Below are 3,274 nucleotides of genomic sequence, written 5' to 3'. Positions count from 1 at the left end.
ATCGCCGTTGCTGCGCCGCATGGTGGAGGAGAAGCGGGTTCTCGCTGTCGACGAGCCGGTATCGATTCGCCCGGGCAAACCCGCGCTGTACAGGGTCGCCGACACCAATCTGCGCTTGTATCTGGCGGCGCTGCGATCGGCGCAGGAACAGGCTCGCCGGGGACGACCCGAAGCGGCCTTCCGGCTCGTGGAGCGCCGTTGGCCTACCTGGCGGGGCAGGGCCGTGGAGCCGCTGGTGCGAGAGTCGCTCGAGCTTGCCGCGGCATCAGGCGCTCTGCCCTGGCCCGATACCGCAGTGGTGGGCGGCTGGTGGAACCGTCAGTTCAACCCGGAGGTGGACCTGGTCGGCGCGGACCGGGCACCCGTCGCCCAGTATCTGCACTTCGTCGGCTCGATCAAGTGGCTCGACACCCCGTTCGACGACCACGACCTGGCAGAGCTCCTGCGTAGTGCCCCACAGGTGCCCGGCTTCGCCCCTGGCAGTACCGGCATCGTCGTCGTCTCCTTGTCCGGCATCGCACCAGATCTTGACCAGGGCAAGACGGACCTCATCTGGGGGGCGGGAGACGTCCTCTCCGCTTGGCAGCCCGCCAACTGACCTTGTGCGGTCGGCCCGGGGCGCGGTGACGACGTTGCCGTCGTTCCATTTCCCCGAGCCGCCGACCCGAACCGGACGTGCGGTTGGGTAGGCCGCCAGCGAGGTGCCTGTGACCAGGCCCTTTTCCGACGGCCCCCCACCGAACCGGGCATGCTCGCTTTCCGAGCACCACGGCTCTCCAGCGCCTTTTCTTCTCATGAGTTCTGCCGCGACGGGCGTCCGCTGTAGTGGATGTCCTCATGGCAGACACGGCAGACGACCAGGGTCTTCCGACGGCGTGCAGCCATCATCTGAGCCCAGGCAGGCTTGGGCGCCCGCCCCCGGACATTCAGGTCCTTCAGGTGCCGAATGTGGTGCACCTCGACACCGCCATGGGACCCGCACATCTCGCAGGTGTCGGCAAGCGCTTGACGATCTCGTTGCGTCCGCTGTTCCACACCTGCTTCGGGTGATCGTCAAGACAGCCGATCCTGGTCTTGCGCGCCAGTGAGACCCCGCCCCATTGGCGACCACCGAGCAGACCGTCGCCGCCATCGCGGACGCCGTCGGGTACGGCTCCGAAGCCGCCTTCTCCCTCGCCTTCAAACGCGAACTGGGAACACCTCCCGGCGGCTACCGCAGGCAGGCCCGCCAGCTCCAGCAGGCGTAGAGGACGACGCCCCGCGGACGCCCCGCGTGCGGAGCACCAACCGTCCCGGCGCACCACGCCCCCCAGCGTCCCGCCCGCTACCGGCCGGCGCCACCGGGGCCGACGTCGGCTTGACGCACGATCTGACATGGATGTTCCTCAACCCCCGATCCATGCGTGTCAGAGGACCTGTCCCGGTTAATCGAACGCGTTGGGCTCGGTTGCGTCACCGGGTCCCGCGACGTACAGAGCCCGCGTCTTCCAGGTGCCATTGCAACGGGAGTTGGGGCAGGAGCGGACTTCCCACACGCCGTCCTCGGACAGCTCTCCGGGCGGCCACTCGCCGGTCTTGAGGCAGTCCTTGCAGATCATCTCTATGTGCCGGCGTATCCAAGCGCCGACAGGGAGGTTCGCCATCCCCCAACCCTATGAGCCTCCCGTTCCAGCCGATCCGGCAGCAGAGCAGCGTCAGTCAGAATTCCGCCTACAGCTCGCAGCCCCGGCTCTCCCCTGAGGATCAGCAGCTCACCACCGAGAAGATCGACATCGTCGAGGCGGAATGCCGCAAGGCGTACGTGGCCGGATAGACGCCGGGTACCCAAGCGCACGCGGGCGGCCGGTACGGTGAGGCCACGGCCAGGTGAGCTACGGCGACCCACTCGACAGGGCGGGGTTGGGAGGGGGTTGGCGTGAGCCTGAAGACGCGGTTCTATCTGCTGATCGCGATCATCGTGATCGGGGTCATCATCGGGATGAACAACCCCCAGCCCGGACCCTGATCAGCGTCCCGAGTCGCCCCGGTTGTCCTGGCTCGGCACATCGGACCGCGAGGGACGCGACCCGCCGCCCGACGACGCTGGCCGCGTTGCATGGGCACTGATCCCGCTGCTGGCATTGGTCGACGCCGTCCGCGCCGGCGAGCTTGCCGCCGGCCGGCTGACGGCGTCCCGGCTCGCGTGCGTGTTGATTCCCTGCGTGATGCCCATGACCGGCCGCATCACCGCCGCCGCGGACTGGCGGGAGGCGGGGTCGTACGAGTCGCGCCGCGCGGCGACAAGTCACAACCCCCAGCTGGCCGAGACGATCCCCGACCACGCCCAGGCGGCCGCCCATCTACGCCGGTCCGGCCGCGGCCTGGTTTCCTACCACAGGATCCCCGCCGACGCCCCGGCGCTCGCCGACCTCTTCAACAGCCCACAGGACACTCGCTGAAGCGGCCTGCGCCGTGCCGGGCGATGGGGAGCGTACGGCTGCGGGCTGGGCCCCGGCACCGATCACCTGCCGGACACCGCGCCCCCGTGTGGTAACAGCTGTTATCATCGGAGGATGGCAAAGGAAAAGACACAGCTCGGCGCACGCGTCGATGACGACGTCGCGCAACTTGCCCGGGCCCGCGCCAAGGACCGCGGCCTGAGCGTGGGTGACTACATCGCCTCCCTCGTGAAGGACGACGCCCGCGGACTGCGGCACCGTGGCCTGGACGCCGCGCGGCGCTTCCTCGACGATCACCAGGCCGTCTTCGACGAGGCTGAAGACGCCGACCGTGACACGCGGGGAGCGCACGCCGCGTAATGGACCTGTTCATCGATGTTCCCTGGATCCTGCAGGTCGCGGAGCTCGCGGGCGCCGGGGACCCGGCCCCAGACGACTACGGGGTGCCGGTAGCCGCGGTCGCCTGCCACCGGGCCGAGCTGCTCGAGCAGCCCGTCTACGACGGCCCTTACGCCCGTGCCGCCGCCCTGGTGCACATCCTCGGCCGCTGCCGCTGGCTGGAGCGCTCCAACCTCGCCGTCGCCGCCGCGACCGGCGTGATGTACCTGGAAGCCTCCGGCATCCCGGTCAAGCCCACCCGCGAGGATGCCGTCGCCCTGCGCGACCTGCTGCGGGACCCCGCCTGCACCGCCGCGAGGATCGCCACCGTGCTTCGGGCCTGGCCGCAGACGACCTGAACCGGCAGTGCGCCCCGGTGCGCGGCCAGGTTCTCGCGCTTGCACACGACGTCGACTGGATCCGCGCCCGTGAACACGAGGGAGAAATTCACCAAATAC

General features: G+C 69.3%; 8 protein-coding genes. 6 read left to right on the top strand and 2 right to left on the bottom strand.

The genetic code is table 11. The annotated features are described in order from the left end of the window. Positions 1–598, top strand: a 598-nt coding sequence (locus VXC91_RS43930; RefSeq protein WP_329512941.1) for a DUF234 domain-containing protein, incomplete at its 5' end; no start/stop codon positions are given. A gap of 194 nt (positions 599–792) precedes the next feature. On the opposite strand, the gene VXC91_RS47355 is transcribed toward VXC91_RS43930, so the two are convergent. Then, entirely contained in the window at positions 793–984 is a 192-nt protein-coding gene (locus VXC91_RS47355) for an HNH endonuclease (protein WP_408057626.1), read from the bottom strand. 116 nt (positions 985–1,100) lie between these two features. On the opposite strand from VXC91_RS47355, the gene VXC91_RS43925 reads away from it, so the two are divergent. Next, the gene (locus VXC91_RS43925; RefSeq protein WP_408057625.1) at positions 1,101–1,247 is read left to right on the top strand and encodes a helix-turn-helix domain-containing protein; all 147 of its coding nucleotides are present in this window, start codon (positions 1,101–1,103) and stop codon (positions 1,245–1,247) included. Between the two features lie 177 nt (positions 1,248–1,424). On the opposite strand, the gene VXC91_RS43920 is transcribed toward VXC91_RS43925, so the two are convergent. Then, positions 1,425–1,643 (bottom strand): hypothetical protein, encoded by a 219-nt coding sequence (locus VXC91_RS43920; protein WP_329512940.1) that lies wholly within the window; start codon positions 1,641–1,643, stop codon positions 1,425–1,427. A gap of 11 nt (positions 1,644–1,654) precedes the next feature. Between VXC91_RS43920 and VXC91_RS43915 the strand changes: the two genes are divergently transcribed. The 4 genes from VXC91_RS43915 to VXC91_RS43900 all read left to right on the top strand — a co-directional run bounded on the left by VXC91_RS43915 (position 1,655) and on the right by VXC91_RS43900 (position 3,175). Beyond that, entirely contained in the window at positions 1,655–1,813 is a 159-nt protein-coding gene (locus tag VXC91_RS43915; RefSeq protein WP_329512939.1) for a hypothetical protein, read from the top strand. A 397-nt stretch (positions 1,814–2,210) separates the two neighbouring features. After that, positions 2,211–2,438, top strand: a complete 228-nt coding sequence (locus tag VXC91_RS43910; protein ID WP_329512938.1) for a hypothetical protein — start codon at positions 2,211–2,213, stop codon at positions 2,436–2,438. A gap of 114 nt (positions 2,439–2,552) precedes the next feature. Continuing rightward, positions 2,553–2,798, top strand: coding sequence for a hypothetical protein (locus VXC91_RS43905; RefSeq protein WP_329512937.1), 246 nt, complete (start codon positions 2,553–2,555; stop codon positions 2,796–2,798). Beyond that, on the top strand, positions 2,798–3,175 hold the full coding sequence (locus VXC91_RS43900) for a fic family toxin-antitoxin system, toxin component (protein ID WP_329512936.1): 378 nt from the start codon (positions 2,798–2,800) through the stop codon (positions 3,173–3,175). The genes VXC91_RS43905 and VXC91_RS43900 overlap by 1 nt, the downstream gene beginning before the upstream one ends. The last annotated feature ends 99 nt before the right edge of the window (positions 3,176–3,274 follow it).

It is taken from the genome of Streptomyces chiangmaiensis, assembly GCF_036281785.1.
Lineage (GTDB): Bacteria > Actinomycetota > Actinomycetes > Streptomycetales > Streptomycetaceae > Streptomyces > Streptomyces chiangmaiensis.
This window is presented reverse-complemented; position numbering and strand designations above follow the sequence as displayed.

Bases quoted from the DNA above. Each gene is read 5' to 3' on its own strand.
- VXC91_RS47355 (WP_408057626.1), bottom strand. From the start codon at position 984: ATGTGCGGGTCCCATGGCGGTGTCGAGGTGCACCACATTCGGCACCTG.
- VXC91_RS43920 (WP_329512940.1), bottom strand. From the start codon at position 1,643: ATGGCGAACCTCCCTGTCGGCGCTTGGATACGCCGGCACATAGAGATG.
- VXC91_RS43915 (WP_329512939.1), top strand. From the start codon at position 1,655: ATGAGCCTCCCGTTCCAGCCGATCCGGCAGCAGAGCAGCGTCAGTCAG.
- VXC91_RS43910 (WP_329512938.1), top strand. From the start codon at position 2,211: ATGACCGGCCGCATCACCGCCGCCGCGGACTGGCGGGAGGCGGGGTCG.
- VXC91_RS43905 (WP_329512937.1), top strand. From the start codon at position 2,553: ATGGCAAAGGAAAAGACACAGCTCGGCGCACGCGTCGATGACGACGTC.
- VXC91_RS43900 (WP_329512936.1), top strand. From the start codon at position 2,798: ATGGACCTGTTCATCGATGTTCCCTGGATCCTGCAGGTCGCGGAGCTC.